Genomic DNA, 22,858 nt, shown 5'->3' with positions numbered 1-22,858 from the left:
AGAAAGAACCTCGGAGAACCCGCCACCGGGACGGCCACCCGGGATACCGGCCTGCCCGAATCCGGAAACCCACCACAAAAGCAATCACACCGCGTGATCAAAGATCACGCGGTGGATCGAGGTTGAGCTGCGACAGGACCCGGGCGTACAGGGGGGTCGCCGACTGGGCGGCGACTTCGTTGCGGCCGTGCTCGGCGAGGAGGCGCGCGGCTTCCCGCTCGGTGAGTCCGGTGGGCTTCTGCAAGGTGGCGGGTGCCTGGCTGGCCGCGGGCGCGGACATCAGGCCCCTTGCGGGACGGGGACCGTGACGACCGGGCAGTGGGCCCGGTGCAGCAGTCCGTGGACGACGGAACCGAGCCGCATGCCCGTGTAGCCCCCGTTTCCCCGTCGGCCCAAAACCAGCGCCAGGGCGTGTTCGGCCGCCTTCGCGAGCTCCTCGACCGGGTGACCTGCCAGCACTTCATGGGTGAGTGCGACGTCCGGGTACTTACCCGGCCAGCCGGCGACGGTCTCGGACAGCATGCGGCGCTGCGCCTGGAGACCGGCGTTCTTATCCTGGAACGAGAGGAGGGGCTGGTGCCACACCGAGATGGCCCGCAGGGCGCACCCTCGTATGCTCGCTTCCTCGAAGGCGACGGCCAGCGCCGCCCTCGACGACTCGCTGCCGTCGACCGCGACCACCATGTACGGCGGCTGTTGGCTGGCATGTTCGGCGTCGCCGACCACGACCACCGGGCAGTGCGCCTGCGCGACCACGGGCACCACCAGGGAACCGGCACTGAGGAACTCCTCCGTGCGGCTGAGGTGTCGTGACCCGAGCACCACCATGGGGGCCCTTCGGGACAGCTGACCGAGGGCGGGCGCCGGGAACCCGTCGAGCAGGTGGGTGGACAGTTCAAGATCCGGGTGCCGCGAGCGCGCCCACGCGGCAGCCGCTTCGAGGGTCTCCGCTCCGGACCGGCGCAAGTCAATGCGATTCGCGGTCCCGTCGACGTGCTGCGTGTCGTGTTGCGGCGGCACCGCCAGTGCCAGAGCCAGTCCGAGCGCCCGGCGGTGCGCCTCGTCGGCGGCCCAGGCCAGAGCCATGTGCCAGTCCCTGACCGGGTCGATGCCGACGACGATCTCACGGCCTGTCATATTCGTCATCACGACTCACTCCCCTGGTTATTGACCTGCCGCGGAATGAGCAGCACGGGACACGACGCATGGTGCAGGAGACTGTGGCTCACGTGCCCCAGCGTGCGGCCGATGTAGCCCGGCGATCGCCTCCCGCCGACGACCAGCAGGTCCGCGCCCTGCGAGGCCTCGGCCAGTACACCGGCCACCGAGAAGCTCTTCTCCAGGTCGGCGTCCACGGTCAGATCCGGGAACTCCTCGCGGATCAGTTCGGCCATGACCGACAGGCGGTGGGCATGCCGGTCGCTGATCTCCTCGACGTCGTCGAGCATGCTCACGACGTCGCCCACGGACTCCAGCAGGTTCCAGACGTGCAGCAGCCGCAGCGATGCCTTGCGCAGCTCTGCCTCGCACGCGGCGTACCGGACGCAGTCGAGGTCGTGTTCGTCGCGGACGCCGGCCAGCACGCTGCCCGTCTCGACTCCCGGGTCCGTACCCCGCACCACGGCGAACGGGGTGGTGGCACTGGCGGCGGCCTTGAGTCCGACGGAGCCGAGCATCAGCGAGGTGAACCCGCCGAGACCGCGGTTGCCGACGACGATCGTGCCGTGGACGCCGGCAGCCCGGCGGAGGCTGGGTACGGCTGGGCTGCGGCTGAATTCCGTGGTGACGTGCAGACCGGGATGGAGATCCGCAACGGCCGCGGCGGTGTCATCGAGGAGTTCGCGGCCCGCTGCGCGGATCCGTTCGATGGTTTCCACCGATGCGTAGACGGCTCTGTTGTCCGTGTCGGCGGCGTGGACGATGTGCAGGGCCTTCCCCCGCCGTGCGGCTTCCGCTGCGGCCCACAGGGCGGCCCCGCGTGCGGGGTCCGACCCGTCGACGCCGACGATGACCGTCCCGAGTTCCGGACCGGCGGTGGTGCCTTCCATGGCTTCTCCTGATCGAGGGCGATCGTGCTTCTCCTCCCACGCTGGCATCGCGGATGCGTGGACGGCGAGGGCCATGGAGGCCAGGACGAGGGCCGACTGGTCCCTCCCTCACTCCCGGGACCGGCGCAGGCCCCCGTAGACGGACCCGGTCGGCCCCCGTACAGGACCGTTCGGCCCTCGATACGGGCGTCGGTCCGGCGGATGGTGGCTGGTACGGGTGGTGCACACCAGCCCTCTACGCCCCCGCATGACGACGTACAGGAGGTCCGCTCGTGAAGCACACCCAGGTCGGCGAGGTGATGACGGCCGCAGTCATCTCGATTGATCGTTCGACGACGTTCCGGGAGATCGTCAAGCTCCTCGCCGCCTACGACATCACCGGACTGCCCGTCGTGGACGAGGACGACCGGGTGGTCGGCGTCGTCTCCGAGAGCGACCTGATCGCCCGCACGGCCCGGACGGCCGCGGACATCATGTCGGCTCCCGCCGTCACGGTCCGCGCGCAGGAGAGCGTCGCCGAGGCCGGACAGCTGATGACACGACGGGGCGTGGAACGCCTTCCGGTCACCGACGGGGAAGAGCGTCTCATCGGCATCGTCTCCAGGCGTGACCTCCTGCGCGTCTTCCTGCGCCCCGATGCCGAGATCCGGCGGCACGTGAGCGAGGACGTGCTCTCCGACACCATCGGAGCGCCCACCGGGGCGGTGGACGTCCACGTCCTGGACGGCGTCGTGACCCTCACTGGCCGACTGGAACGGCAGAGCCAGATTGCTCTCGCCCTGCGACTCGCAGCCCGACTGGACGGCGTCGTCGCCGTCGTGGACGAGCTCACCGCCCGCACGGACGACTCCCGACTGATCCCACCGGAGCGCGGAGCGCACCCCATCACCTGGTGACAGCGAAGTGCTCCGCCCAGCCTGAGGAGGCCACCTTCATGAACCACCACGTAACCGTCGGAGTCGACGGCACCCCCGAAAGCCTCGCCGCTGCCCGCTGGGCAGCCCGCGAGGCCACGCTCCGGCAGGCACCCCTGCGGATCGTCCACGCCGAGGACTGGTCCTCCGCCGCGCTGGTACCTGAGCTGGATCCCGGGACGCGCGACCGCTGGGCCGATGAGGTCCTGGCATCCGCCACCGACGAGTTGAAGCAGGCGTATCCCCGCCTGGAGATCTCCACCCGCCGCCTCTCGGGAAGGCCTGCCACAGCCCTGGCGGCAGAGGCCCAGGGCGCCGGCCTGCTGGTCCTCGGCTCCCGCGGGCTGGGCAGTGTGGTCGGCTTCGTCGTCGGCTCCGTGGGCCTGTCCACCCTCGCGGCCAGCGAAACACCCGTCGTCCTTGTACGGGCGGATGAGGGCACGGAGAACGCTGCCCCCACCGCGTACGGCGAGATCGTCGTAGGTGTCGACATCCACCAGGCCTGCGACAGGGTCCTGGCCTTCGCCTTTGAGGAAGCCTCACGCCGCGAGTGCGTCCTGAGGGCAGTGCACGGCTGGAAGCTCCCTTCAGCATCCGGATACTCACCCGTCCTCAATCCCTCGGTCGCCCGTGAGGTCGACCGCACCGTCGCCCAGATGCTCGACGACATGCTCATGCCGTGGCGACTGAAGTTCCCGGACGTGCGGCTCGAGGAGAAGACGCTCATCGGACCAGCGGGACGCGAGCTCGTCCAGGCCGCCTCGGACGCGGACCTCGTCGTCATCGGACGCCGCATCCGCCGCTCCTACCTGGGCACCCACCTCGGCGCCGTCGCCCACGCCGTACTCCACCACACGGCTGCGCCGGTCGCCGTACTCGCCCACGACTGACAGCCCACCAGAGCCGCACCGGTACCTCGCCACTCCCGGCAAGGAGCCCTGCCGGGGACATGCATGACCGCTTTCCGAGGAGGACCTGTGAAGCGCGTGAGCGTCAAGGTGACAGCGGAGCTGGACCCCCGCCTCTCCCGCTGGCTGTGGCTGGTCAAGTGGATCCTGGCGATCCCCCACTGCATCGTGCTGTTCTTCCTGTGGATCGCCTTCCTCGTGGTCAGCATCATCGCCTTCTTCGCCATCCTCTTCACGGAGCGCTACCCCCGGTCCCTGTTCGACTTCAACGTCGGCGTGCTCCGATGGTCCTGGCGGGTCTCGTATCACGCCTACGGCACGCTGGGCACCGACCGCTACCCGCCCTTCCGACTCGACCTGGGCGGTGCAGAGCCGCCGCGCATCCCGGACGTCGCCCGGTAAGGGCCGGTCGGCTCAACGACGTTCCGCTCGGCCCCTCTCGGAAGCGGTGGCCGGGGCGGAGTCTGGAACTCACACGTCAATTGAGGGAGATGGGCACCATGGCCAACCTTGTGACCGCCGGCCTCGACGGCTCGCGCGAAAGTGTCGCGGCGGCCCGATGGGCCGCGCACGAAGCAGACCTCCGAGGGGTGCCCCTGGCCCTGGTCCACGTCGAGGAGTGGCTGGAGCGGCCCCCTCTCGCCGTCGCGACCACCGAAGTCCAGCGCGAGTGGGCGGAGGCCCTGCTGCGCGAGGCCTCCGAGGAGATCAAGGGGCTGTACCCGAACCTGGAGATCACCTCCCGCCGGCTGTCGGGGATCCCGGCCACGGCCCTGGCCCACGCGGCCGCCTCTTCGGACATGCTGGTGCTGGGTTCCCGAGGGCTCGGCGGCATCGCCGGATTCATCCTCGGGTCCATCAGTGCCGGGGCCATTGCCGCAACCGATCAGCCGGTCGTTCTCGTCCGGGCACCACACGATGAGGCAAAGCCTGCCGAGGGGCGCGGTACCGACGGCCCGATCGTGACGGGAGTGGACATCGGGCGCCCCTGTGACGCGCTGCTCTCCTTCGCCTTCGACGAGGCGGCACGCCGCGGGTGCGCCCTGCGGGTCCTCCACGCCTGGGCACCGCCGCCCGTCGTCGGCTCCGGCTACAGCTACGGTCTCGATCTCGACGTTCAGGAGGAGATCGGTCGGGGGATCGCCACGGCCGTGGACGAGATGATCCGCCCCTGGTGCGAGAAGTACCCCTCGGTGACCGTCGCCCCCGAGGTGTTCATCGGCCAGTCCGCGATCCAGCTCGTGGACGCCTCCAAGGGTGCCGCGCTGGTCGTGGTCGGCAGGCGCATCCGGCGCTCCGCCTACGGCACCCACATCGGCGGGATCGCACACGCCGTCCTGCACCACGCCGCCGCGCCCGTCGCCGTCATCGCCCACGGGTGAAGGCACCGGTGTTCCCCGCTCGTGTCAGGTGTGCGCGAGCTTACGAGTGCGCCGCCGCAGGCGGCGCAGTTCGTCGGTGCCCCAGACCAGGACGGGGAAGACCGCGATGAGGGCGACCACGTCGAGGGGCAGGGCGGCGGTGCCGAAGAGGCCCTGCAGGGGCGGCACATAGACCAGGGCCGCCGTGAAGACGAGTTCGAAGGCGATGCCGGCCAGGAGCAGCGGGTTGGTGAAGAACCCAATGGCACGCAGTGCCGCGTGGTCGGTGCGGGCGGCCACCGCCGTGCCGACCTGGCATGACGATACCGGCGAAGGTGGCGGTCGTCGCGGTGACGTAGGCGTGGTGCAGTGGGGTTCCCGGGCCGGTGGGGTCTCCGGGGTGCCAGCCGGCCCGCCACAGCACGTAGAAGAACGCGGTCATGGCCAGGACGGCGGAGACGGTGCCGAGGTAGCCCCAGCTGCGGATGAGCATGTCCCTGGAGATGACGCCCTGGGAGCTCGGCCTGGGCGGTCGGCTCATACTGCCCGGCTCGGCGCGTTCGCGGCCCAGGGCCAGCGCCGGAAGGGTCTCGGTTCCGAGGTCGATGGCCAGGATCTGCAGGACGGTGAGGGGAAGCGGGATCTAGCCGCCCGAGAGGGGAGCCGCATTTTGTTCTGGGTGAGGGTGCCGGTCTTGTCGGTGCAGATGACGTTGGTGGATCCCAGGGTCTCCACGGCGCTGAGTCGCTTGACGACCGCCCCTTGGCGTGCCAGAAGGCGCACTCCGACGGCGAGGGCGAGCGTGATGGTCGGCAGCAGTCCTTCGGGCACGTTGGCGACGAGGAGTCCGATGGCGAACATCAGCGCGTCGGTCAACGGCAGGCCCACGGCGACGCCCAGGACCAGGAACAGCGCGCCCATCGCGACCGCGACGGCGGCGATGAGCCAGGCGACCTTCTTGACCTGATGCTCCAACGGGCTCGGGTCCCGTCGCGTGCGCTGGCTGGGAGCGGCGATGCGCCCGAGTTCGGTGCGGTCGCCAGTGGCGAAGACCATCGCCCGGGCCTGGCCGGCGGTGCAAGTCGTGCCGCTGAAGACGAGGTTGGGTTCCTGCAGGAGCGGTGAGCCCGCGGTTCCCGGCCCGGCGATGCGCTGGGCCGGGGTGGACTCCCCCCCGTCAGCATGGACAGGTCGACTTCGAGGCCACCATCGACGAGTCGGACGTCGGCGGGGACTTTGTCGCCCTCGTCGAGAGCGATGATGTCGCCCGGCACCAGGGTGCGGGCTTCCGTCTGCCGGGATTTGCCGTCTCGGATCACCATCGCGTGTTCGGGAAGGTACTTGGCGAGGGTTTCCACCGCCTGCTCGGCCTGGCGCTCCTGGAGCAAGGCGAAGGCGGCATTGACGAGGACGATGGCGACGATCGCGATCCCGAGGACGCGGATGTCAGCGACGAACGCCATGGCCGCCGCGGCCCACAACAACAGGGCCAACGGGTGCACCAGGTGACGTACCAGCTCGCGCCCCAGAGAGGTGTGGCCCTTGCGCCGGACCTCGTTGGGCCCGTAGACGGCGAGCCGGCGTTCCGCCTCCGCGTGGACAGCCCGTCCGCTCCGGTGTCGAGCTCCCGGCGCAGCAACGGCAGCGGTTCGCTCGGATCGCGCGGTGTGGAAGGCGCCCCTCCCTGGGGAGGGAGATGGCCGGTGGGGCCTCAGTCATCGTCGACTCCTGATTCAGTGGGCAGCCGTCCAGACCAGCCGGGTTCCACTCGTTTCCAGTCCCGCTCCCACACGGACAGGCTGTGAGCTTCAACGGTCCGAAGTCTCAGGTGGACGACCGCGGCGGCTGTGAGTGCGATCAGGGCGGCGACAGTGCCGCCAACGGTTATGGCTGCGAAGGCGCCCTCAGCCTCGGACCGAGGGCCCCGAGCCGTACCGCCGGCGTCGTCCACCCAGATGACGACGGGGCGGCCCGCAGGAGTCCTGGGCGGCACCTCGACGAGACCGGCGTGCCGAGTGACCGTGGGATATTGCCAGACGGCCTGCGCGACGGCCTCGGTGACGCCGCCGGTCCACTCGTCGGGTGCGTGTTTGGCGGCCCCAACCGTCGTGGCCGTGATCCGGTGCAGGCGTTCGGCCTCAGACCGTGCCGTGCGACTGTCGGCGTTCCACACGGCCATCCCGCTCACCACCGCGCTGAGAACGGCGAAGAGAACCGACAGCCCGAGGCCAACGAGCCACCGCGCCCGCGTCCGGTCAGCCGGCCGGCGCAGCGGATTGGGCGATGTTCCGTGAACCATGGCGGGCCTCCGGCCGGGAGTGTTCTCGTCCAACGGGTCAGTCGGCAGTGGCGAGCTCGGCACCGATGTGATGCGCCCAGGCCTGGATGCGCTCCGGGTTGCGGAAGTCTCCGCCCTTGCCTGCGCGTACGAGGGACCGGGCGATCAGGCCGGGCGTACCCGCCGTGAGGCTGCCGCCGAACGTGATGTGATCGCGGGCGCCGAGCCGCCGCATCTGCCGGGCGGCCGCCCGCACCGGCGGGACGTCGTTCCGATCGGCGGAGGAGTCGACCGGCCCGCTGCTGAACAGCCAGACGGGACGGCGCTTCAGATGCCGGGCGTTGCGCTTCGCACAGCGCCGAGCCCGGCCGTTCCACCGCCCCGCATAGAGGGAGCCGCCGATCACTACCCCGTCGTAGCCGCGGACGTCCGTGACCTCGCCGGCCGGGACCACCAGAACATCGATCCCGTCTTCGCGCAGCGACGTTCCGATTTGCTCCGCGATCCCGGCGGTCGCACCGTGCTTGCTTCCGTAGGCGACCAGAACCCGTTTCACACTCATGCGTCTCCTCCTTCGGTCGTTCCTGCGAGCCCGTACGTGGTGCGTCGGGGTGCTTTCCACTGTCCGCTCGGAGACCGCACGGTCCGTAGGGGCCACTGGGGCCCGGTAGGGGCCGTTCGGCCCTCTCGGTTCGGTCCACCATGGGGGACTTCCGTGGTGCGGGATCAGTCCGATGGGAGTCGGAACCAGTGCTCGTCTCCGGCCGCCGCCACGACGGCCTGTTCCCCTGGCAGCACGAGGTTCACGGGACCCTCAAGGGATTCCGGCACGGCGATGCCAAGCCTGCCGGGCAGCAGCCGGATGCGGACGCCGCGGTGTCCCCGGTGGCAGAGCGTGAAGGAGACGGGCTCGATCTCCCGTAGGGGAACGGGATCGACGTACAGGCCGGCGGGGCCGGTCTCCAGGCCTGTGACACCACGCTCCGCGAGGTCGAGGGTGCCGGCCATGGCGCCCAAGTGGATCCCCTCGCCGGTGGTCCCGCCCTGGATGTCCGTCACATCGCCCAGGAGCGCCTCCTCGCAGTACTTCCAGGCATCCGGATTCTTCTGGCGGGCCAGCACCCAGCCATGGACGAGGCTGCTGAGCGTCGATCCGTGGCTGGTGCGCGGCAGATAGTACGCGACGGTCGCCCGCCACACCGCCTCGTCGAGCCGGTAGCCGAGCCGGGCGAAGAGCCCGTACAGCTCGACGGGCCGGAACAGGTAGCCGAGCATGACCACGTCGGCCTGTTTCGATGCCTGGTAGCGGTTGACCGTGTCCCCTTCGGCTTCCAGGATCCGGTCGAGCCGACGGATGTCGCCGTACTGGGCGCGGTAGGCCGCCCAGTCCAGCTCGGCCAGGTCTCCGTATCCCTCGAACTGGCTGATGACGCCACGGTGGAACGGCACATACAGGCGGCGGGACACCTCTTCCCAGTGCTCCAGCGCGGCGCGGTCCAGGGCGAGGCTGCCGGTCAGCTCCGTCCGGCGTGCGGGGGGCAGCTCGTCGAGCAGTTCGAGTCCCTGCTGGATGACCCAGGCGGCCATCACGTTGGTATAGGCGTTGTCGTCGATTCCCGGGTTCGTCGCATCCGGGTAGGCGTCATGGTATTCGTCCGGGCCGAGCACACCGCGGATGCGGTACCGCTTTCGTTCGGGGTCGTAGACGGCGGCGCCGACCCAGAAGGCGGCTATCTCCAGGAGGAGTTCGGCGCCAGGGCCGTGGAGGAATCCCGTATCCCCGGTGGCGCGGTCGTACCGGCAGACGTTCAGGGCTATGGCGGAGCCGACGTGGTGCTGCAGGTGTGAGTGGTCGGGCAGCCAGCGGCCGGAGCGGGGGTTGAGGTGCAGGGCCTGGCTCTCCTCCTGTCCCGAACTTCCGCTCTGCCACGGGAACATGGCCCCGCTCTGACCGGCTCGCCGGGCAGCGTCGCGGGCGACCGGTAGCCGTCGGTGCCGGTACATGAGCAGGGCCCGCGCGACTTCAGGGAAGTGCAAGGTGATGTAGGGAATGACGAAGAGTTCGTCCCAGAAGACGTGGCCGCGGTAGGCCTCACCGTGCAGCCCGCGCGCGGGAACGCCCACGTCCAGCTCGGCGGTGTGCGGGGAGAGCGTCTGGAGCACGTGGAAGAGGTGCAGCCGCAGGATCCGGCCCTTCTCCCCCGAGACGCTCAGTTCGCCTTCTTCCCAGAGCCGTTCCCAGGCCGAGTGCTGTGTCGCGAGCAGTACCGGGAATCCAGGTGCCTGTGAGGCATGTTCGATCGCGCGCTCCACGAGGTCCCCGGCGGGCCGGTCGAGGGAGGTGTACAGGGCTGCTGTCTTCACCACCGTCGCGGATCGCCGGGGGGCGACGGGCAGCCGGAACGTCTGCACCGTTCCGGCTGCTGTGCGGCTCGTGACGACGGGTGCGCCGGGTCGGGTGACCGTCCTGGCCGCAAGGGCGATGTCGATACGGGAGGAGGTGGTGCGGCAGGCGACCCAGGCGAGGCCGTGCGGTGCGAAGCCCGTCCGGTGATCCGTGAGGTGGTGGCCGTCGAGCCCGCTGTAGCGATCTACGCCCGCATTGGTCACCGCTCCGTCGAGCCCTGATTCCACTTCGACCAGGCCGCTCCAGCCGTACGCCCGGAACGTGGTCCGCTGCGCTGCCAGGAACGGGTCCCCCATGTGCACGATGCGGACGTGGGTGACGCCGAGGCGGCGGCCCTGGCCGTCCTGGAAGAGCATGTGCCGGGTGAGCGTCCCCTGGCGCAGGTCGAGCACCACCTTGTAGTGCAGCATCCCCGGGTCGTCGGGCGTCAGCCAGTCCCCCGCGAGTCCGCCGTCGGCGATGCAGCGGTACCGCAGCGCCGTCCAGTTGGGGAGGTTGACCGTGTCTTCGTTGTCCACCTGCTGGCCGGCCACGTGCGAGGTGAGCCGGTTGTAGCAGCCGGCAGCGTAGGTGGCGGGGTAGTGGACCGGGCCCGCCACGGTCTCGGGGGCGGCGCCGCGTGTGGCGAACCTGCCGTTACCCAGGGTGCAGAGAGCTTCGACGAGCCGCTCCGTCTTGGCCTCGTAGCAGCCGTACTCCCACGTCCACGAGGCGGTCACAGACCTGCCCCGCAGACGTAGTCGGTGACGGTGAGGAGTTGGCCGGCGACCAGGTCCGCCCCTCGTTCTCGCAGTGCCCGCGCGGTGGTGGGGCTCGTCGTCCTGTCAAGGCCGATGACGAGGCCGAAGTGGCCGCGCCGTCCTGCTTCGACACCCGAGAGGGCGTCTTCCACCACCGCGCAGCGGGCGGGGTCCACCCCGATCCGCGCGGCCGCATCGAGGAACAGGGCGGGATCAGGCTTGCCCGCCAGTCCCAGTTCGGCAGCGTCCGTGCCGTCCACCACCACGTCGAAGAAGCTTCGGAGGGAGGCTGATCCGAGGAGCGGCCTGGCGTGTCGGGACGCAGATACGGCGGCGCAGCACACGCCGTGCGCCCGCAGCCGGGTCAGCGCCGGAGCGACATCGGCGAAGGCCTCGACGGCCCCGGCTTCCAGTGTGCGGACGAACTCCCTCTCCTTGCGCGCCGCAACCGCCCAGACCGTGTCGTCGCCCGGTGCGCTGTCGGGGCTCCCGATCGGCAATTCGATGCCACGGGAGGTGAGGAAGGAGTTGGCCCCGTCCAGCCGGGGCTTGCCGTCGACCCACTGCCGGTACTCACGGTCCGCGTCGAAGGGCGGCTGCCGCCCGTTCCCGGACGCGGCCCAGGCTTCCAGACAGGCGTCGAAGGCGGTCTTCCAGGCCGCGGCGTGCAGCAGTGCCGAGTCGAGGAGGACGCCGTCGGTGTCGAACACGACAGCATGCAGCGCCGTCACGCGGATCGCGCGCGGCGGCCGCTGATCCGGGTGGGGGTGATGGACATCCAGTGCGTGCGGGGTCCGCCAGCCCAGGGGAGCGAGCGGCCGACCGAGAACAGGTGGCTGACGCGCGCGCCGTCCGTGACGCCGGACAGTTCGCCGACGGCCATGACGCTCCAGCCCTCGCGCATCGCGTCGTCGATGTGGTCGACTTCGAAGGCGACCTCGGTCCCGGCTGCCTCGGCGAGCCGGGAGTTGGCCGCTGTGCGGAACGCGATCTCGTCTCCCACGACGACGTAGTTGACGGGAAAGACGGCAAGTCCTTCCAGGCCGGAGAATCCGATCCTGCCGATGCCGTGGGTGGAGATCAGGCGGTGGCATTCGGGCTCGCTCAGCACCGTCAGCTCGGAATCCCGCATCGCGGTCCCCATGCCGGGGGGACTGTCGGTCGTTCTCCCGGTCAGCTCGGAGACAGTGGTCCCCAGGCCGTCCGCGAGACTCACGAGCATGCTCATGCTCGGCGACGCCGCCCGCTCCTCCACGTAGGCGATGTACGACGCGGCCGCCCCGCAGCTTTCCGCCAGTTCCTCACGCGTGATTCCCAGCTCTTCGCGGCGGGCGGTCACACGCCGTCCGAGGTCGCCGCGGGCAGCGGGAACCTTGATTGGGGACGTACCTGCTATGGCCTCTCCCATGATCGTCACACCCTTGCAGTTGGTAGCCGGTACAGGAACTTCGCAACGCACTCGGCGTCCAACCTCAGGCTGTACCCGCCACCGGTGCACGCACAGGGCCGGACGGTCCCCTACGGGGGCCGGTCGGGCCCATTCGGCCCACACGCGCTCCCCTGAACTGCGGCCCGAGATCCTGGCACGGGGTGTGGGCGCCATCAGCCCGCAGGTCCGTTCCGTCACTGTGCAGGAGATCCGCTATCGCTGTCCGCTTCCGGAACCAGTCGGCGGTGGAGTTCCGTGGTCATCGCGTGGATGGCACGCGTCAGTTCCGTATTGGTCTTGAGTTCCAGCTCCTGCTCGACGAAGTCGTGGTCGGCCTTTGCCTGCTGGAACGCCGCCTGCCGGTTCTGGCCGATCATCACGAACGTCGACAGGAAGATCGCCTCCAGGGAAACGGCGAGCGTCAGCATCGGCCAGGGATTGGCCTCCACGAACAGCATCCAGAGGGTGAAGGCGACCGCGTGGAGATAGACGAACGGCATGGAGCCGGCGAACCTCGTGATCGCGTCGGCGACGCGCAGCTGGACATCGGCGGCCCGGTTCGTACGGTGTGCGACGACCACCGGATGGTGCCGCGCCTCTGCCTCCGTGTCGGCCTCAACCTTTGTTCCCTTCACCTGCCTGCCTCCTCGGGACGAGCGCCCTGACACGCTCCTGTGCCCCGCACCGTCTCAAACCATCCACCGTTCCCGGCGTACCGCCAGGGCCCGCCGTCAGCCGGGGCAGCGGGCCCTGCCGGTACGCCTGCCCACACTCCACCCCCGGCCGCCGGCACAGAAGGGGCCGACCGGCCCCCATACGGGGGCCGCACCTGCCCTTCCTTCCCCCGGCCCCGCGGGAGCACGGTTCGGATATCGCCTCAGCCGACGCATGCCGCAGCCCGCGGTTCGAAGGAGCACTGATGACCACCACGTACCGGATCGCGGAGCTGGACGCGCACTGGCGCGCCGCGAACTACCTGGCCGCCGGCCAGATCTACCTCCTGGACAACCCCCTGCTCACGGAACCGCTGCGGCCGGAGCACATCAAACCCAGACTGCTCGGCCACTGGGGCACCGCACCCGGCCTGAACCTCGTCCACACCCACCTGAACCGGGTGATCAAGGAGCGCTCCCTGGATGCCCTGTGCGTGTGGGGGCCCGGCCACGGCGGGGCCGCCGTGCTCGCCAACTCCTGGCTGGAGGGCACGTACAGCGAGACCTACCCCGACATCGGCCGCGACGCGGACGGGATGCGCAAGCTGTTCCGCCAGTTCTCCTTCCCCGGAGGCGTACCGAGTCACGTCGCGCCGGAAACGCCCGGGTCCATCCATGAGGGCGGCGAGCTCGGCTACTCGCTGGCCCACGCGTACGGGGCCGCGTTCGACCATCCCGGGCTGCTGGTGGCCTGCGTCATCGGCGACGGTGAGGCGGAGACCGGGCCACTGGCAGCCTCCTGGCACTCCAACAAGTTCCTGGACCCGGTCCACGACGGCGTCGTCCTGCCGGTCCTGCACCTCAACGGATACAAGATCGCCAACCCGACCGTGCTCTCACGAATCCCCGAGGCGGAGCTCGACGCCCTGCTGCGCGGCTACGGGCACGACCCCCTTTACGTCTCCGGCAGTGACCCGGCCCTCGTCCACCCGGCCATGGCCCGAGCCATGGACCAGGCCCTCGACCGCATTCGCGCCATCCAGCAGGAGGCGCGGGCCGCGGGCACGGATCCGGGCGCCGAGCGCGCACGCTGGCCGATGATCGTCCTGCGTACTCCCAAGGGCTGGACCGGCCCCGAGACCGTCGACGGCCAACCCGTCGAGGGCACCTGGCGCGCGCACCAAGTGCCGCTCGCAGGGGTCCGCGAGGACCCCGAACACCTGAAGCAGCTGGAAGGCTGGATGCGCTCCTACCGACCGGAGGAGCTCTTCGGCTCCGAGGGCCGTCCGGCGTCCTCCGTGCTGGCCTGCGTACCGGAGGGTGAGCGCCGCCTGGGCGCCAGCCCGTACGCCAACGGCGGCCGGCTGCTGCGTTCGCTCCCGCTGCCCGGGCTCGACGCGTGGGCCGTCCCCGTGGAGAAGCCGGGTAGCACCCTGCACGAGCCGACCCGCGTCCTGGGCCGCTACCTCGCACAGGTCATGAGGGACACGGCCGGAAGGCGGGATTTCCGGGTCGTCGGGCCGGACGAGACCGCGAGCAACCACCTCGACGACCTGTACGACGTGACGGGCAAGGCCTGGCAGGGCCTGACGGAGCCCACCGACCGGAATCTCTCCCGCGACGGCCGGGTCATGGAGATCCTCTCCGAGCACGTCTGCCAGGGCTGGCTGGAGGGATACCTGCTCACCGGCCGCCACGGTCTCTTGTCCACGTACGAGGCCTTCGCCCACATCGTCGACTCCATGGTCGGCCAGCACATCAAATGGCTGAAGAGCGCCCGCGAGCTGACCTGGCGCGCGCCCGTCGCCTCCCTCAACTACCTGCTCACCTCGCACGTCTGGCGCCAGGACAGCAACGGCTTCTCCCACCAGGACCCCGGATTCGTCGACCACGTCCTCAACAAGAGCCCGGACGTCGTACGGGTGTACCTGCCGCCGGACGCCAACACCCTCCTCGTGGTGGCCGATCATGTCCTGCGCAGCCGCGACCAGGTGAACGTGATCGTCGCGGGCAAGCAGCCCTGCTTCGACTGGCTGCCCATCGCCGAGGCCCGCGCGCACGTGGCGCGCGGCGCCGGTGTCTGGGAGTGGGCGGGGACCGACGACGGCTCCCGCGAGCCGGACGTCGTGCTCGGCTGCGCCGGCGACGTACCCACCATGGAGGTCCTCGCGGCTGCGTCCCTGCTCCGCGAACACCTCCCCACGCTGGCCGTCCGGGTCGTTAACGTCGTCGACATCGCCCGGCTGATGCCCCACGAAGAGCACCCGCACGGCATGACCGACACCGAGTACAACGCCCTCTTCACCACCGACAAGCCCGTGATCTTCGCCTACCACGGCTATCCGTGGCTCATTCACCGCCTCGCCTACCGCCGGACCGGCCACGCACAGCTCCACGTCCGCGGATACAAGGAGTCCGGCACGACCACCACCCCCTTCGACATGGTCGTCCGCAACGACCTCGACCGGTACCGGCTCGTCATGGACGTCATCGACCGCGTCCCCGGCCTCGCCGGCCGCGCCGAGGGCCTGCGGCAGAGCATGACCGACCAGCGGATCCGCCACCACGACTGGATCCGCCTCCACGGAACCGACCTGCCCGAGGTCGCCGACTGGTCCTGGCCCTACTGATCGCCGCCCGGGTCCGGGAGGCGGGGGCCGCCTGGGTCCGGGAGGGTACCGAACGGCCCTTCCCGGCCGCCCGCCACCGGCGGAGGGTGGAGATGGACCTCGAACGGAGAACCGCCATGAGCACCTCTTCCCCCCACCGGCTCACCTCCTCCCCCAACCGCTTCGACCACGCACTCTCCCCGGAGCACCGCGGCAGCCTGCTGGCCCTCGCCCACGAAGCGGACTTCCCCGCCGGCGCGCGCCTGTTCAACCAAGGTGGGCACACCAGCCACTTCTGGGTCATCCGGTCGGGGAACGTCGGGATGGACGTGCACGTACCCGGCCGGCAGGCCGCGGTGGTCGAGACCGTCGGTCCGGGCGAGCTGGTCGGCTGGTCCTGGCTGTTCCGCCCCTACACCTGGCACTTCGGCGCCGAAGCCATGACACCGGTACGCACCGACGAGTTCGACGCCGCCGCCGTGCGCGAGCTGATGGACACCGACCCCGCGCTCGCCTCCGAGATGTGGCAGTGGGTGGGTCAGGTGCTCGCCCACCGGCTCGTCTCTGCCCAGATCCGGCTCCTCGACCTTTACGCGCCCCACGGCAGCGGAAGCCACATCTGAGATGATCGACCCGAGACCTATCCCAACCCGAGGGTGTGGCGTGGATGTCCGATGCACCAACTGCAGGCCCGGCCCCCACCCGAGTGTTCCTCCTCGACGACCACGAGGTCGTCAGGCGCGGCCTGCACGACCTGCTGGACTCCGAGCCCGACATCCAGGTGGTCGGCGAGGCCGCGACGGCCGCCCAGGCTCTGGCCCGGGGGCCCGCGCTGAAGCCGGATGTCGCGGTGCTCGACGTACGGCTGCCCGACAGCGACGGCATCACCGTCTGTCGTGAGCTGCGCTCGCGCATGCCGGATCTCGCCTGCCTCATGCTGACGTCCTTCGACGACGAGGACGCCCTGCTCGACGCCATCATGGCCGGCGCCGCCGGGTACGTCCTGAAACAGATCAAGGGCTCCGACCTGGTCGCCGCCATTCGCACGGTGGCGACCGGTCAGTCGATGCTCGACCCGGCGACGACGGCCCGCCTGATGCGCTCGCTCCGGGACCCGGGCGGCACGAAACCTCAGGAGGATCAGCGGTTGACGGTCCTCTCCGAGCGCGAGCGCGCCGTGCTGGAGCTGATCGGCGAAGGCCTCACCAACCGTCAGATCGGCAAACGGCTCTTCCTGTCCGAGAAGACGGTCAAGAACCACATCTCCCGGCTGCTCGCCAAGCTGGGGGTCGAACGCCGCGTCCAGGCAGCCGTGATCGCCGCCGAGGTCCGCGAGCGCGACGAAACCGGTCGCTGACGCCCGTACTCACCGGGGAGGAGCGAGCGGGATCCGCCAGTCCAGCCGGGTTCCGTCACCGTCCGGGCGCGGGGAGAGGGACAGTCCGCCCCCGTGGGCCTCGGCGCGCTCCGCGAGGTTGCGCAGCCCGCTCCGACGGCCGCCCTCCGCGACACCCACGCCGTCGTCACTGACCGTCACGGTCAGCACGCCTTCCGTCAGGACGATCCCGACCTCCGCGCGAGCCGCCCGGGCGTGCCGGGCCACATTGGTCAGGGCCTCGACGAGGACGGCGACCACTTCGTCGGCGACCGGGGCCGGCACGCCGGTGTCGATTAGGCCCTCCATGCGCAGGACGGGCGAGAATCCGAGCAGCGCTGCCGCCTCGCCCACGGCCCGTACCGCGCGGACCCGGAGTCTCGGCGTGCCGCCCGCCGTCTCGTGGTCGCGGAGTCCGAAAATGGTCGTACGGATGATCTTGATGGTCTCGTCCAGGTCGTCGATCGACCGGCCCAGCCGCTCGGACGCCTCGGGATGCTTCACGAAACGCTGGGCGCTCTGCAGGGTCATCCCCGTCGCGAAGAGCCGCTGAATCGCGAGATCGTGCAGGTCGCGGGCGATCCGGTCGCGGTCTTCGAGCAGGCTCACCTGTTCACCGTCCCGGCGCCGGTCGGCCAGCTCCAAGGCCAGGGCGGCCTGACCCGCGAAGCCGGGCAGGGGCGCCACCTCGGTCGCGGCGAACGCCCGCCGGCCGGTACGCCGCGCCAGCATCAGTACACCCCGTAGCTTCGCCCGGGTGCCCACGGTGACGGCCACGGCCGGCCCGAAGCCCGTCCAGACGTCCGGCTGCGCCGCCATCCGGGTGTCGGTGGCCACATCCGCCAAGGTGACAAGTCCGTCCCGCGCCATGCCAGGCCCGGCCAGAATCCCCTCGCCGCCGGGCAAGACGATCCCGCGATGCGCTTCGGCGCCTTCCCCCAGGGCCAGCGAGCCGCGCAGCTCTCCGCTGGGCCCCACCTGGTAGAACACGCACATTTCCGCCGAGATGATGTCCCGGGCCCGCTCAAGCATGCCTTCCAGTACTTCTATCTCGGAGGAGCCGGACAGCAGCGCGCTCGTGAAGTCGGAGCCGGCAGCCTGCCAGCGCTCCCGGAGGCGCACCTCCTCGTACAGGCGAGCGTTGTCGATGGCCACTCCCGCGGCGACCGCGAGGGTCGACAAGACTCCTTCATCCTCGGCGTCGAAGTCCGTGCCGCCTCGCTTCTCCGTCAGGTAGAGGTTGCCGAACACCTCGTCCCGGACCCGGATCGGTACGCCGAGGAAGGAGCGCATCGGCGGGTGGTGTTCCGGAAAGCCGGCGGAAGCGGCATGCTCCGAGAGGTCTCCCAGGCGCAGTGGCCGCGGGTGCCTGATCAGCTCGCCCAGCAGTCCGTGGCCGGTGGGTAGGGTACCGATCCGCGTCCGGAGTTGGTCACTGATGCCCACCGGGATGAACTCGGCGAGTTTTTCGTCGTCCCCGACCACGCCCAGCGCGCCGTACTCCGCGTCCACGAGGACGACAGCGGCCTCCACGATTCCGCGCAGAACCTGGGCCAGGTCCAGCTCCTGCCCCAGCGACATGACCGCCTTCAACAGGCCCGTGAGACGGTCACGGGTGCCCCGCGCGTCATGGATCTCTGCCTGAAGCGCGTCCAGCCTCGGCTGCGGAATCGGGCTCGTCGGCGCATCGCGATCGTCCCCGACCATGGACACCTCCGACGGTATCGAGGGGCTCTGCGCACCAGCCCGGCCTTCAGCGTAATCCCCCGCCCGTCGGCCGGTCATGGTCGGAGCCCTGGGGGACGGGCATGAGGGGTAGGACCGTAGCGAATCCGGCCAGGCTGCTGCCCAAGCCGGGGCGCGGTGGCCTCTTCACGCGTTCGGGACGGTGATGACAGGGCCTCCCACCACGACGACGGGACAATGAGCCTGCGCGGTGACGGGCAACACGACGGAACAGCCGCTGAAGATCTCCTCGGGCCGGGTCAGGTGCCTGGAACCGAGGACGATCATGCGGGCATGTCTGGACGTCCCGCAGAGCACGGGTGCCGGGTACCGTCGCGCAGGGCGGTGGCCAATTCCGTCCCGGGGTGGCGTTCACGGGCCCAGACCGCGGCTTCTTCGAGGGCCTCCGAGCTGGCCTGGCGTACGGCGTTGTGCTCCGCGGTGTCGTCGACGACGCGCTCGGTGTCGTGGGGCGAGGGCACGGCCAGAACGAGACGGAGCCGTACGTTTCGGCGGTGTGCCTCGTCGGCGGCCCAGGCGAGGGGCAGGAGCCACCCTCCGGCGGGATCGATCCCCACCGCGATGTCCCGCCCTTCCGCGATGTCCGTCATGACGCGTCGCCCCCCTGCTCCTCATCGTGCCGCGGAATGAGCTCCACGGGGCAGTGCGAGTGGTGCAGGAGACTGTGCGTGGTACGTCCCAGGGTGGGTCCGAAGTACCCGGGCGACCGCCGTCCTCCCATGACGAGCAGGTCCGCATGACGTGATGCCTCGACCAGGACCGAGGCCACGGACACGCTCTTCTCCGCGTCGGTGTTCACCGTCAACGCGGGAAACTCCTCGCGTACGCGGTCGGCGACGGACTTCAGACTGCGGATGTGGCGGCCGGCGAATTCGTCGACGTCGTCGAGCATGGTGACGGCGGTTCCGGCGTACTGGAGTATGTTCCACACGGTCAGCAGGCGCAGCGTTGCTTTGCGCAGCTCTGCTTCACGGGCGGCATATCGCGCGCATTCGAAGTCGTACTCGTCTCGAACCCCGGCCAGCACCACTCCGTTCTCGGCAAGATCTTCACTGCCGCGCACCACGATGACGGGGGTCGTCGCAGCTGCCGCGATCCTCAGACCGACCGAACCCAGCCGCAGAGACTCGAAACCACCCATTCCGCGGTGTCCGACGACCGTGGCGCCGTACTTGGCTCCCACCCGGTGCAGACCGGAGACGGGGTCCCGGCGGCTGTACTCCCGAGTGACGTGGAGAGCCGGGAATCGCTCCGAGACCGTAGTGGCCGTGACCTCCAACAGGTCACGGCCCTCCGCGCGGACGCGTTCGATGATCTCCGCCGACAGGTAGAAGGTCCGGTCGGCGGTATCGCCCGCGTAGAAGATGTGAAGGGTGCTGTCGCGTCGGGACGCCTCGGCGGCGGCCCACAGTGCCGCGCTCAGCGCGGTGCTCGATCCGTCGACACCGACGACGACCGAGCCGAGGTCCGGACGGTGTGTGGTGGAGCCTTCCATGGCTTCCTCCTCTGTGCAACGGCGTCGGGGGTGCTTCGGGTGCATTCACACTGTCACTCGGACCGGCGCGAGGAATGGGCCGCAGGGGGCAGTCATGGGACCGAAGGTCCCTCCTCCGTCGCGCACCGATTCACCGACCTCACCCGGCCGGGACCGGTCAGCCCGGCAGAGGGCCCGTTCGGCCCTCGCACTGTGGGCGGACGCGGCGGATGGTGGCTGGTGAGGGCGCTCCACACGGTGCGCTCACCGGCCGGAGCCGACAGGAGGGCCGCAGATGAAGCATGCCAAAGTCGGCTTCCTCATGACCGACGAGGTCATCTCGGTCGTCGGGCGCACTCCGTCCGCGGACGTGGCCGCGCTGCTCGCCGAACACGACATCAGCGGAGTGCCTGTCGTGGACGCGGACGAGCGCGTCATCGGGGTCGTTTCGCAGACCGATCTGCTCGTTCAGGACCACCTCACCGCTCAAGACGTGATGACCGCGCCGGCCGTCACGGTCCACGCCGAACAGACCGTCACCGAGGCCGCCCGCCTCATCACCCGACGCGGCGTGACGCGGCTGCCGGTCGTCGACGAGGAGGACCGTCTGGTCGGCATCGTGACCCGACGGGACCTGCTGCGCGTGTTCCTCCGCCCGGACCACGAGATTCGCCGCGTGCTGGTCGAGGACGTGCTGGCGGACACGATGGGTGTCGCAGCCGACGCCGTGAACGTGCGTGTCGTGGACGGGATCGTCACCCTGGACGGCCGACTGGCCCAAAGCAGCCAGATTCCCGTCGCGCTCCGGCTCGCCGGACAGTTGGACGGTGTGGTCGGGGTCATTAACCAGCTCACGGCCCACTCCCACGATGCCCGCACCCCCACCGCGCCTGCGGACCGCAGCGCCGAAGACGTACCCCGCTGACACAGGCTGTGGACCGTTCGGCCCCTGCCCGCCCCACCCACACCGCGCGAGCATGGAAGCGAGTCAGGCTCGCCGCACCCGATCCCAACGGTGCCGAGCCCTGCAGACGGACCCGGGTCATCCCCTTGCTCCGCCAACGCACTTCGTGAGGAGCACCTTCATGAAAGTCCTGATCTTCACGCTGATAGCCCTGGCCGCGGTTGCCCTGATCGGGCTGACGATGGCCCTGAAGATCGTCAAACAGTACGAGCAGGGCGTGCTGTTCCGCTTCGGCCGGCTCATCGGCACGCGCGCGCCGGGCCTACGGGCGATCGTGCCGTTCGCGGACGTCCTGCACCGGGTGTCCCTGCGGATCGTCACCATGCCCATCCAGTCCCAGGGCATCATCACCCGGGACAACGTCAGCGTCGACGTTTCCGCGGTCGCCTACTTCCGCGTGGTCGACGCCGAGAAGTCGGTCATCGCGATCGAGAACGTGGGCGCCGCCATCAACCAGATCGCACAGACCACCCTGCGCAAGGTCGTCGGGCAGCACACCCTCGACGAGACCCTCTCGGAGACCGACCGCATCAATCTCGGCATCCGCGAGATCCTCGACGTCACCACCGCCGAATGGGGCGTCGAAGTCACCCTCGTCGAACTGAAGGACATCCAGCTGCCCGACAGCATGAAGCGCGCGATGGCCCGCCAGGCCGAAGCCGAAAGGGAGAAGAGGGCCAAAATCATCAACGCGGAGGGCGAATCGATGGCCGCCGCGGCACTCGGCGACGCTTCCGACACGATGATGGCCCACCCCCTCGCCCTGCAACTGCGCAACCTGCAGAGCCTCGTGGAGATCGGCGTCGACAAGAACACCACCGTGGTCTTCCCCGCCCCGCTCATGAGCACCATCGGCGAACTCGGCGCATTCCTCGCCCGAGAGACCTCGGCCGCCGGCGCGGCCGCTCCGGTCCAGGCACCGCCCGCGACGGAACTCGCCGCGAAGATTCCCGCCCCGCCCCTGCCCAACGGAGCGGCCAAGACCGTGTAACCGACGGTTGGCACCGCCGTGCGGAGGGCATTTCCTCCGCACGGCGACGTGGCGCTCCGTGGTCGTCAGGTCTTCTGGATGCGCGACGGGTTCGACACGACCAGGTCCTCGTGGCGCGGCCCGCCCAGCACGACCTTCAGCGCGCCCGTCTCACCGGCGCGGGAGAACACCTCGTACGCCTCCTCCATCTGCCCCAGCTCGAAACGATGCGTGACCAGCGACGAGGTCGGCAGCCGACCCGCCGCCAGCATGCGCAGCAGCATCGGCGTGCAGCTGGTGTCCACGAGCCCGGTGGTGATGGTCACGTCCTTGATCCATAGGTCTTCGAGGTGCAGGGTCGCGGGTTTGCCGTGGACGCCGATGTTCGCGACCCGGCCGCCCGGACGGACCATGCGGGTGCACATCTCGAAGGTCTCGGGCACGCCGACGGCCTCCATCACGACATCCGCGCCGAGACCGTCGGTCAGGGCGCCCACGAGCGCTTCCGGTTCCTCGCCGGCGCTCACGACCGCGTCCGCCCCCAACTCGCGCGCCGTCGCCAGCCGCGACGGATCGAGGTCCACGGCGATGACGCGGGCCGGTGAGTACAGCCGTGCCGTGGCGATGGCCGCGAGTCCTACCGGGCCGGCCCCAACCACGACCACGGTGTCCCCGGGCCGCACGTTGCCGTTCAGCACTCCCACCTCGTAGGAGGTGGGGAAGATGTCCGCGAGCAGAACGGCATCGGCGCTGTCGACCGTGCTCGGCAGCGGGTACACGGAAAGATCCGCGAAAGGCACGCGGACGTACTCGGCCTGCGTCCCGTCGATGCTGTGGCCGAGTACCCAGCCGCCGCCCCCTAGTGCTGCACCGCGAAAGTTCGTGGAGGGGGGTTGGGCCGGTCAGGCCGGGCTGCCGAGGTAGAGGGTGCCGGCGCAGGTAAGGCAGTCCTCGGGACTGCCGATGGGGAGGCCGGTGGGGA

20 protein-coding genes and 4 pseudogenes are annotated in these 22,858 nt (G+C 70.0%); 9 read left to right on the top strand and 15 right to left on the bottom strand.

Annotation, left to right across the window (positions count from 1 at the left end):
* Positions 1 to 97: 97 nt before the first annotated feature.
* The 3 genes from OTB19_RS35695 to OTB19_RS35685 are packed head-to-tail and all read right to left on the bottom strand — an operon-like array spanning position 98 to position 2,048.
* Complete coding sequence (locus tag OTB19_RS35695; protein WP_267802893.1) at positions 98 to 280, bottom strand: cation-transporting P-type ATPase; 183 nt, start codon at positions 278 to 280, stop codon at positions 98 to 100.
* The gene (locus OTB19_RS35690; protein WP_267802892.1) at positions 280 to 1,146 is read right to left on the bottom strand and encodes a universal stress protein; all 867 of its coding nucleotides are present in this window, start codon (positions 1,144 to 1,146) and stop codon (positions 280 to 282) included. The genes OTB19_RS35695 and OTB19_RS35690 overlap by 1 nt, the downstream gene beginning before the upstream one ends.
* Positions 1,146 to 2,048: a universal stress protein gene (locus OTB19_RS35685; protein ID WP_267802891.1), complete on the bottom strand. Its 903-nt coding sequence runs from the start codon at positions 2,046 to 2,048 to the stop codon at positions 1,146 to 1,148. The genes OTB19_RS35690 and OTB19_RS35685 overlap by 1 nt, the downstream gene beginning before the upstream one ends.
* Positions 2,049 to 2,320: 272 nt before the next feature.
* Here OTB19_RS35685 and OTB19_RS35680 point away from each other — a divergent pair, with 272 nt between their 5' ends.
* The 4 genes and pseudogenes from OTB19_RS35680 to OTB19_RS35665 all read left to right on the top strand — a co-directional run bounded on the left by OTB19_RS35680 (position 2,321) and on the right by OTB19_RS35665 (position 5,252).
* Entirely contained in the window at positions 2,321 to 2,944 is a 624-nt protein-coding gene (locus OTB19_RS35680; RefSeq protein WP_267802890.1) for a CBS domain-containing protein, read from the top strand.
* A 38-nt stretch (positions 2,945 to 2,982) separates the two neighbouring features.
* The gene (locus OTB19_RS35675; RefSeq protein WP_267802889.1) at positions 2,983 to 3,852 is read left to right on the top strand and encodes a universal stress protein; all 870 of its coding nucleotides are present in this window, start codon (positions 2,983 to 2,985) and stop codon (positions 3,850 to 3,852) included.
* A gap of 63 nt (positions 3,853 to 3,915) precedes the next feature.
* Positions 3,916 to 4,245 (top strand): annotated as a pseudogene (locus OTB19_RS35670) (DUF4389 domain-containing protein); the annotation flags it as partial.
* A gap of 125 nt (positions 4,246 to 4,370) precedes the next feature.
* On the top strand, positions 4,371 to 5,252 hold the full coding sequence (locus OTB19_RS35665; RefSeq protein WP_267802888.1) for a universal stress protein: 882 nt from the start codon (positions 4,371 to 4,373) through the stop codon (positions 5,250 to 5,252).
* A 24-nt stretch (positions 5,253 to 5,276) separates the two neighbouring features.
* Here OTB19_RS35665 and OTB19_RS35660 read toward each other — a convergent pair.
* From OTB19_RS35660 to OTB19_RS35625, 8 genes and pseudogenes are all read right to left on the bottom strand, one after another.
* Positions 5,277 to 5,838: pseudogene (locus OTB19_RS35660) on the bottom strand (cation transporting ATPase C-terminal domain-containing protein).
* Positions 5,769 to 6,347: an HAD-IC family P-type ATPase gene (locus tag OTB19_RS35655; protein WP_267802894.1), complete on the bottom strand. Its 579-nt coding sequence runs from the start codon at positions 6,345 to 6,347 to the stop codon at positions 5,769 to 5,771. The pseudogene OTB19_RS35660 and the gene OTB19_RS35655 overlap by 70 nt, the downstream one beginning before the upstream one ends.
* A gap of 119 nt (positions 6,348 to 6,466) precedes the next feature.
* Positions 6,467 to 6,946: pseudogene (locus OTB19_RS35650) on the bottom strand (cation-transporting P-type ATPase); the annotation flags it as partial.
* 621 nt (positions 6,947 to 7,567) lie between these two features.
* A complete protein-coding gene (locus OTB19_RS35645; protein ID WP_267802887.1) occupies positions 7,568 to 8,071 on the bottom strand; it encodes a flavodoxin domain-containing protein in 504 nt (167 codons plus the stop codon).
* A gap of 164 nt (positions 8,072 to 8,235) precedes the next feature.
* On the bottom strand, positions 8,236 to 10,635 hold the full coding sequence (locus OTB19_RS35640) for a glycoside hydrolase family 65 protein (RefSeq protein WP_267802886.1): 2,400 nt from the start codon (positions 10,633 to 10,635) through the stop codon (positions 8,236 to 8,238).
* Complete coding sequence (locus OTB19_RS35635) at positions 10,632 to 11,366, bottom strand: HAD-IA family hydrolase (protein ID WP_267802885.1); 735 nt, start codon at positions 11,364 to 11,366, stop codon at positions 10,632 to 10,634. The genes OTB19_RS35640 and OTB19_RS35635 overlap by 4 nt, the downstream gene beginning before the upstream one ends.
* A gap of 17 nt (positions 11,367 to 11,383) precedes the next feature.
* On the bottom strand, positions 11,384 to 12,064 hold the full coding sequence (locus tag OTB19_RS35630) for a helix-turn-helix domain-containing protein (protein WP_267802884.1): 681 nt from the start codon (positions 12,062 to 12,064) through the stop codon (positions 11,384 to 11,386).
* 215 nt (positions 12,065 to 12,279) lie between these two features.
* Positions 12,280 to 12,720 carry a DUF1003 domain-containing protein gene (locus OTB19_RS35625; protein WP_267802883.1) on the bottom strand — a complete coding sequence of 147 codons (441 nt, stop codon included), beginning with the start codon at positions 12,718 to 12,720 and terminating at the stop codon, positions 12,280 to 12,282.
* Positions 12,721 to 13,004: 284 nt separating this feature from the next.
* Here OTB19_RS35625 and OTB19_RS35620 point away from each other — a divergent pair, with 284 nt between their 5' ends.
* The 3 genes from OTB19_RS35620 (at position 13,005) to OTB19_RS35610 (ending at position 16,704) form a co-directional block, all read left to right on the top strand.
* Positions 13,005 to 15,368: a phosphoketolase gene (locus tag OTB19_RS35620; protein ID WP_267802882.1), complete on the top strand. Its 2,364-nt coding sequence runs from the start codon at positions 13,005 to 13,007 to the stop codon at positions 15,366 to 15,368.
* Between the two features lie 116 nt (positions 15,369 to 15,484).
* Positions 15,485 to 15,970: a Crp/Fnr family transcriptional regulator gene (locus OTB19_RS35615; RefSeq protein ID WP_267802881.1), complete on the top strand. Its 486-nt coding sequence runs from the start codon at positions 15,485 to 15,487 to the stop codon at positions 15,968 to 15,970.
* Between the two features lie 44 nt (positions 15,971 to 16,014).
* Positions 16,015 to 16,704, top strand: a complete 690-nt coding sequence (locus OTB19_RS35610) for a response regulator (protein WP_267802880.1) — start codon at positions 16,015 to 16,017, stop codon at positions 16,702 to 16,704.
* 9 nt (positions 16,705 to 16,713) lie between these two features.
* On the opposite strand, the gene OTB19_RS35605 is transcribed toward OTB19_RS35610, so the two are convergent.
* The 3 genes from OTB19_RS35605 to OTB19_RS35595 all read right to left on the bottom strand — a co-directional run bounded on the left by OTB19_RS35605 (position 16,714) and on the right by OTB19_RS35595 (position 19,963).
* Positions 16,714 to 18,429: a GAF domain-containing sensor histidine kinase gene (locus OTB19_RS35605; protein ID WP_267802879.1), complete on the bottom strand. Its 1,716-nt coding sequence runs from the start codon at positions 18,427 to 18,429 to the stop codon at positions 16,714 to 16,716.
* 302 nt (positions 18,430 to 18,731) lie between these two features.
* Positions 18,732 to 19,058: a hypothetical protein gene (locus tag OTB19_RS35600; protein WP_267802878.1), complete on the bottom strand. Its 327-nt coding sequence runs from the start codon at positions 19,056 to 19,058 to the stop codon at positions 18,732 to 18,734.
* Complete coding sequence (locus OTB19_RS35595) at positions 19,055 to 19,963, bottom strand: universal stress protein (protein ID WP_267802877.1); 909 nt, start codon at positions 19,961 to 19,963, stop codon at positions 19,055 to 19,057. The genes OTB19_RS35600 and OTB19_RS35595 overlap by 4 nt, the downstream gene beginning before the upstream one ends.
* 274 nt (positions 19,964 to 20,237) lie before the next feature.
* Between OTB19_RS35595 and OTB19_RS35590 the strand changes: the two genes are divergently transcribed.
* Together OTB19_RS35590 and OTB19_RS35585 are read left to right on the top strand one after the other, a co-directional pair.
* A complete protein-coding gene (locus tag OTB19_RS35590) occupies positions 20,238 to 20,867 on the top strand; it encodes a CBS domain-containing protein (RefSeq protein ID WP_267802876.1) in 630 nt (209 codons plus the stop codon).
* Between the two features lie 160 nt (positions 20,868 to 21,027).
* Positions 21,028 to 21,897, top strand: coding sequence for a slipin family protein (locus OTB19_RS35585; protein ID WP_267802875.1), 870 nt, complete (start codon positions 21,028 to 21,030; stop codon positions 21,895 to 21,897).
* A 65-nt stretch (positions 21,898 to 21,962) separates the two neighbouring features.
* Here OTB19_RS35585 and OTB19_RS35580 read toward each other — a convergent pair.
* Positions 21,963 to 22,748 (bottom strand): annotated as a pseudogene (locus OTB19_RS35580) (zinc-binding dehydrogenase); the annotation flags it as partial.
* Between the last annotated feature and the right edge of the window lie 110 nt (positions 22,749 to 22,858).

Origin of the sequence: Streptomyces sp. H27-H5, assembly GCF_026627505.1 — a bacterium.
Classification (GTDB): Bacteria; Actinomycetota; Actinomycetes; order Streptomycetales; family Streptomycetaceae; genus Streptomyces.
This window is presented reverse-complemented; position numbering and strand designations above follow the sequence as displayed.

Excerpts from the sequence above, each read along its gene's own strand:
- OTB19_RS35600 (WP_267802878.1), bottom strand. The coding sequence starts at position 19,058 with ATGACGGACATCGCGGAAGGGCGGGACATCGCGGTGGGGATCGATCCC.
- OTB19_RS35685 (WP_267802891.1), bottom strand. The coding sequence starts at position 2,048 with ATGGAAGGCACCACCGCCGGTCCGGAACTCGGGACGGTCATCGTCGGC.
- OTB19_RS35620 (WP_267802882.1), top strand. The coding sequence starts at position 13,005 with ATGACCACCACGTACCGGATCGCGGAGCTGGACGCGCACTGGCGCGCC.
- OTB19_RS35605 (WP_267802879.1), bottom strand. The coding sequence starts at position 18,429 with ATGGTCGGGGACGATCGCGATGCGCCGACGAGCCCGATTCCGCAGCCG.
- OTB19_RS35595 (WP_267802877.1), bottom strand. The coding sequence starts at position 19,963 with ATGGAAGGCTCCACCACACACCGTCCGGACCTCGGCTCGGTCGTCGTC.
- OTB19_RS35675 (WP_267802889.1), top strand. The coding sequence starts at position 2,983 with ATGAACCACCACGTAACCGTCGGAGTCGACGGCACCCCCGAAAGCCTC.
- OTB19_RS35665 (WP_267802888.1), top strand. The coding sequence starts at position 4,371 with ATGGCCAACCTTGTGACCGCCGGCCTCGACGGCTCGCGCGAAAGTGTC.
- OTB19_RS35585 (WP_267802875.1), top strand. The coding sequence starts at position 21,028 with ATGAAAGTCCTGATCTTCACGCTGATAGCCCTGGCCGCGGTTGCCCTG.
- OTB19_RS35610 (WP_267802880.1), top strand. The coding sequence starts at position 16,015 with ATGTCCGATGCACCAACTGCAGGCCCGGCCCCCACCCGAGTGTTCCTC.
- OTB19_RS35695 (WP_267802893.1), bottom strand. The coding sequence starts at position 280 with ATGTCCGCGCCCGCGGCCAGCCAGGCACCCGCCACCTTGCAGAAGCCC.
- OTB19_RS35590 (WP_267802876.1), top strand. The coding sequence starts at position 20,238 with ATGAAGCATGCCAAAGTCGGCTTCCTCATGACCGACGAGGTCATCTCG.
- OTB19_RS35615 (WP_267802881.1), top strand. The coding sequence starts at position 15,485 with ATGAGCACCTCTTCCCCCCACCGGCTCACCTCCTCCCCCAACCGCTTC.
- OTB19_RS35690 (WP_267802892.1), bottom strand. The coding sequence starts at position 1,146 with ATGACGAATATGACAGGCCGTGAGATCGTCGTCGGCATCGACCCGGTC.
- OTB19_RS35645 (WP_267802887.1), bottom strand. The coding sequence starts at position 8,071 with ATGAGTGTGAAACGGGTTCTGGTCGCCTACGGAAGCAAGCACGGTGCG.
- OTB19_RS35630 (WP_267802884.1), bottom strand. The coding sequence starts at position 12,064 with ATGGGAGAGGCCATAGCAGGTACGTCCCCAATCAAGGTTCCCGCTGCC.